4 protein-coding genes and 1 pseudogene are annotated in these 4,323 nt (G+C 61.8%); 4 read left to right on the top strand and 1 reads right to left on the bottom strand.

Annotation, left to right across the window (positions count from 1 at the left end):
- Positions 1 to 431: 431 nt before the first annotated feature.
- The 4 genes and pseudogenes from AC1DY5_RS44085 (at position 432) to yidD (ending at position 3,434) form a co-directional block, all read left to right on the top strand.
- A complete protein-coding gene (locus tag AC1DY5_RS44085) occupies positions 432 to 725 on the top strand; it encodes a hypothetical protein (protein ID WP_478120722.1) in 294 nt (97 codons plus the stop codon).
- Between the two features lie 207 nt (positions 726 to 932).
- The gene (locus AC1DY5_RS44080) at positions 933 to 2,096 is read left to right on the top strand and encodes a serine hydrolase domain-containing protein (protein ID WP_478120721.1); all 1,164 of its coding nucleotides are present in this window, start codon (positions 933 to 935) and stop codon (positions 2,094 to 2,096) included.
- Between the two features lie 47 nt (positions 2,097 to 2,143).
- Positions 2,144 to 2,638 (top strand): annotated as a pseudogene (locus AC1DY5_RS44075) (SDR family oxidoreductase); the annotation flags it as partial.
- Between the two features lie 346 nt (positions 2,639 to 2,984).
- Positions 2,985 to 3,434, top strand: coding sequence for a membrane protein insertion efficiency factor YidD (gene yidD / locus AC1DY5_RS44070; protein ID WP_478120720.1), 450 nt, complete (start codon positions 2,985 to 2,987; stop codon positions 3,432 to 3,434).
- Positions 3,435 to 3,728: 294 nt separating this feature from the next.
- Here the strand turns inward: yidD and AC1DY5_RS44065 are convergent, their stop codons facing one another.
- Positions 3,729 to 4,160 carry a DNA-binding protein gene (locus tag AC1DY5_RS44065; RefSeq protein WP_478120719.1) on the bottom strand — a complete coding sequence of 144 codons (432 nt, stop codon included), beginning with the start codon at positions 4,158 to 4,160 and terminating at the stop codon, positions 3,729 to 3,731.
- Between the last annotated feature and the right edge of the window lie 163 nt (positions 4,161 to 4,323).

Raw genomic sequence — 4,323 nt, 5'->3', positions numbered from 1 at the left:
ATGGCCGCGAGCGTGAGTTCGCGGACGCGCCCGTCAGCTGTCATTCAACGTGATCGCTCGGTTGGCCAAGGGCAGCTTTCGGCGTGTTTGTTGAATAGGCGGTCCCGGCCATAACCGGGCACTCGCGACGGTCCGGTTCCGGCGCCTGGAACTACGAGTTGCCTCGGCTGCGGGCCGTGCCGAAGGTCTGGACGTTCCGGCCCTTTCGCATCGTGATCGCATGGAAGGGGAAACGGCCGCAATCGCTGCAGCCCGTGCATCAATCCGCGTTGTGCACGTCTGCTTGTTGGCCTTCCCGCAACGGCTGTAGGCTGAGCAGCTTGCGCCTGTTACGTCTTGCGGCGGGCGTTTCGGTGTCATCCTTTGACGCTGGGCGTTTGTTGCGTCACAGTGCCAAGTCCGGCACACCAGCCTCAACAAGGAGCTTCCTCATGATCAGGTCCATCGTTCGCACCCTGCCGGCCGCAGTGGCCCTGGCATCCGCGTGCATTGGCGTGTCAGCCGTCGCACAAGGCGAAACCAAGAAACTAGAAAAGGACGCCGAGAAAGCCTGGGACGCGACCAAGACTGACACCAAGAAGGCCGAGAAGGCGACCGGCAAGGCGGTCGACAATGCGGCGTCCGACGCCGCATCAGACACGCGCAAGGCTGGCAATAAGATTGGTGAGAAGATTCCGGKCACGACCCAGAATGAAGCCGTCAAGAAAGAAGCTGCCAAGCCCTGATCCCCGAGCCTCGAGATACCCGCTTTCGGCGGGTTTTTTTCAAGTCGGGATTAGCTACCGGCCAGACCGTGCCGCTCGTCGACGCCGTCCTAGCGATCGAGCGGCTGCAGCCGGCCAATTGCGGTCCTTCATTGCTCCGGCCGACCAAGTGTCGGTGCTGGTCTTACACTGCTAGCGCCCGCTTCAGACTGAACCAAAGGATGGGATATGAGACGGCGCCAGTTTGCTTCACTTCTCGGCGGGACTGCGCTTGCATCGCTCCCTGGATTACCAGCGTTCGCGGACCAGCCCGATGGCTGTGGTGCTCCAAGCGCGCGAGACGATGGGTGGGCGATCTCCGCCAACGATGACGACAAGCTCATTGACATTGGTGCGCTGTGCAGGATGGCTGATCAGCTCGCGGCTTCGTCCAACATACATGCCGTGCTGGTCGCCCGCAGCGGCACGCTAGTGTTCGAGCGGTACTTCAGCGGTTCCGACGAGGTCCCTGGCCTCTTTTTTGGCAGCCGGGTGAAAAAGGTCACCTTTGGTGCCGACACCCTGCATGACGTGAAGTCGGTTTCAAAAAGCGTCGCGTCGCTTGCAGTCGGGATTGCAATCGAACGGGGACTCATCCGCAGCGTCAACGAACCGATCTTCAACTTCTTCCCCGAATACGCAGACTTGCGTTCGCCTGAGAAGGATCGCATCCAACTGCTGCACGCGCTCACCATGACAATGGGTCTGGAGTGGGTGGAGGCAACTCCAGCCACGGGGGAGAACAACGACGAATCGCGCATGCATAGGGCGGCAGACCCGTCTCGCTACGTCCTCGGTCTGGCATCAACTGCGCCGCCAGGCCAGGAGTTCTTCTACAACACCGGCGCGCTTACCCTCGTTTCCGCCATTGTCCGTAAAGCGACCGGACGCCCCCTGGACGTATTTGCCCGAGAAGTGTTGTTCGAGCCTCTGGGCATTACCGATTTAGAGTGGGGCAGGGTCAAGGGAGATACTGATGCCGGAGGGGGATTGCGCTTGCGACCGAGAGACATGGCGAAAATCGGCCAGCTTGTCCTCGCAGGCGGTCGGTGGAACGACCGCCAAATCGTTTCTAGAGATTGGATCGAGACCTCAACGACATCAAAGATCAAGGCGACAGACGATCAATACTATGGGTATCTCTGGTGGCTCGGCCGCGCCCGGTCCAACGCGGGTGTGGTTAACTGGATTGGCGCACTGGGTCGAGGCGGTCAGTCCATTCGCATCGTCCCGGAGCGCAATCTCGTTGTCGCGGTGACGGCAGGTTACTACCAAGACTACAGCCCGCAAGCGTTCAAATTGCAGTTTGGCGTTTTCAGGGACGTCCTGCGGGCGATCCTGCCCCCAGGCTAAACGTAGGCGGAATGACTGCTGGGGGCCCCACTGCAGTCCTTCCCCATATGCTGGTCAACAACGCCGGCATTACGCGCGACATGACTTTCAAGAAGATGGGCGAGCTCAACTGGGACGCGGTGCTGCGTACCAACCTGGATAGCCTGTTCAACATGACTAAGCAGGTCGCCGACGGCATGGTCGAGCGTGGCTGGGGCCGGATCATCAACATGTCCTCAGTTAACGGCTCCAAGGGCGCCTTCGGCCAAACCAACTACTCGGCGGCGAAGGCTGGCGTACACGGCTTCACAAAGGCGCTGGCACTCGAGGTCGCGAAGAAGGGCGTGACCGTCAACACCATCTCGCCGGGCTACATTGGCACGAAGATGGTCACGGCGATCCCGAAGGATGTGCTCGACACCAAGATCCTGCCGCAGATCCCGGTCGGCCGGCTGGGCAAGCCAGAGGAAGTGGCCGGGCTCGTCATCTACCTCGCGTCGGAGGAGGCCGCGTTCGTCACGGGTGCCAACATCGCTATCAATGGCGGACAACACATGCAGTGAGTTTTGCAATGAAATTGATGCCCTCAAAGTCCGCACGCGATCGGACCATGCCCGCAGCCGCGACGGGCGCCCACGCCATCGGTACCGTCGCATTGGGCTCTATCGCGATTTGTGCCGTAGCCATCGGTGCTTTGGCCATTGGTGCCTTGTCTATCGGTCGACTCTTTGTTGGCCGAGTTCGAATCCGACGGTTGGAGATTGACGAACTTGTTGTTCGCCGCGTTCGTGTCACAGAGCAGCTCACGACGCCGTCAACGTCAGACCCTGGCTGCCTCATCGATGAGTCGAAGCCAGTTGCCGAGACGGCACTCGTCAAGGAGGCCGCGGCGTCGAAGCAGTAGGCACGATGCGCGAGAGCTGCGCGCTGGGCCCGGTGACAAGCGCCACTTCACGCTCGTCCCCCATGTGCGGCTGTAGAGGCGACATGCGGCCAGGGCCAGACATTCAGCACGGACGTCCAACGAGGTACATGAAGACCTTTGCGATAGCTGCCGTTGACGGCTACCAGCGGTTCATTTCGCCATACAAGAGCTTCGGCTGCACACATCGGGTGCGGACGGGCGGAGCGTCCGGTTCGCAGTTCGCAAAGCGAGCGATTGCTCGCCTGGGGATGATGGCCGGCGTCCTGGCCACCATCCGTCGCTTTGAAGCATGCGCCGCCTCGGCAAGAATCCTCTCCAGCGCGCAAGCCCGAGCAGCCGCGGCGCCGCCGGAAGCTCCTGCAGAGGCTTGCCCGCTTTGGTCTCGCTGGGGCGCGACGAAGCTGTCAGCGTGCTGCTCGTGCTGGCCCGGGTAGGTCAGAATGCGGCCAGAAGCAGCAGTCCAAGCCGCAGCACCGGGTTTGTAAGCCGCGAATTAGTTGGCTCGACTGTGAAATAGTTCCGATTCGGATGGCGCTGCGTAGCCTTGAGTGGAGAGCGCCGTTGTAGGACTCCGCCAGAGAGCCCATGATGAAGTCTCTCGTGGAAACCTTTCTCCAAGGTCGGCCACCGACCTGTTGCCCCGACTGGAAACAGCCGGGGCTTTTTCGTTTGCACGACAATTCGCCTATGGATGATTTGGCGAATGACTCAATCGCCTTGGGCCGACGTCAGCTCACCTCGCAATGCTTCCGACGCTTCGCGCGTCTCGGTGAGCGCGTTCTCGATGGCCGCATTCGTGGCCACCCACTGTTCTTCCCGCTTCGCCAACTCCGCCTGATCTGCGGATAGCTGCGCCCTGCCCTGCTCCAGCGCCTCGCGCTCTTCCCGAAGCGTCTGTTTGCCAAGGTGCGCGCTTCGTGCTTGGCATGGTTCCAGGCGCTGCGCAGGTTCGGCGGCAGGTCGTCCTCGGCCGGCACGGCGACACCTGCCACACGCACAGAAAGCCTTTCAAACCAGACGTCCAGCAAAGGGCTGACGGTGTTCGGCGAGCCGCCGCCGAGCTGCGTATGCGCTCGATGGTGGGTTTCAGGCCCCGGGCAAGCGGCGCGTCGGCCGCCTCGACCACCTCTTCCAACTGCACACCCCGCGGCCCTCGCCATCGACGGGGTGAAAGCGCGGCCCCGCTCGGCCGCGTGATGCGCTGCACCTCGGGGTCGCCATGGTGTTCCAGGAGACCAGCCTGATGCCGACGACCACCGTGGCGCAGAACCTGTACCTGGGCCGCGAACGCTTCTTCAACCGCCTGCGCGGTATCAACATCGC

It is taken from the genome of Variovorax sp. P4_D9 (assembly GCF_056401695.1).
This window is presented reverse-complemented; position numbering and strand designations above follow the sequence as displayed.

Bases quoted from the DNA above. Each gene is read 5' to 3' on its own strand.
- AC1DY5_RS44080 (WP_478120721.1), top strand. From the start codon at position 933: ATGAGACGGCGCCAGTTTGCTTCACTTCTCGGCGGGACTGCGCTTGCA.
- yidD (WP_478120720.1), top strand. From the start codon at position 2,985: ATGCGCGAGAGCTGCGCGCTGGGCCCGGTGACAAGCGCCACTTCACGC.
- AC1DY5_RS44065 (WP_478120719.1), bottom strand. From the start codon at position 4,160: ATGGCGAGGGCCGCGGGGTGTGCAGTTGGAAGAGGTGGTCGAGGCGGC.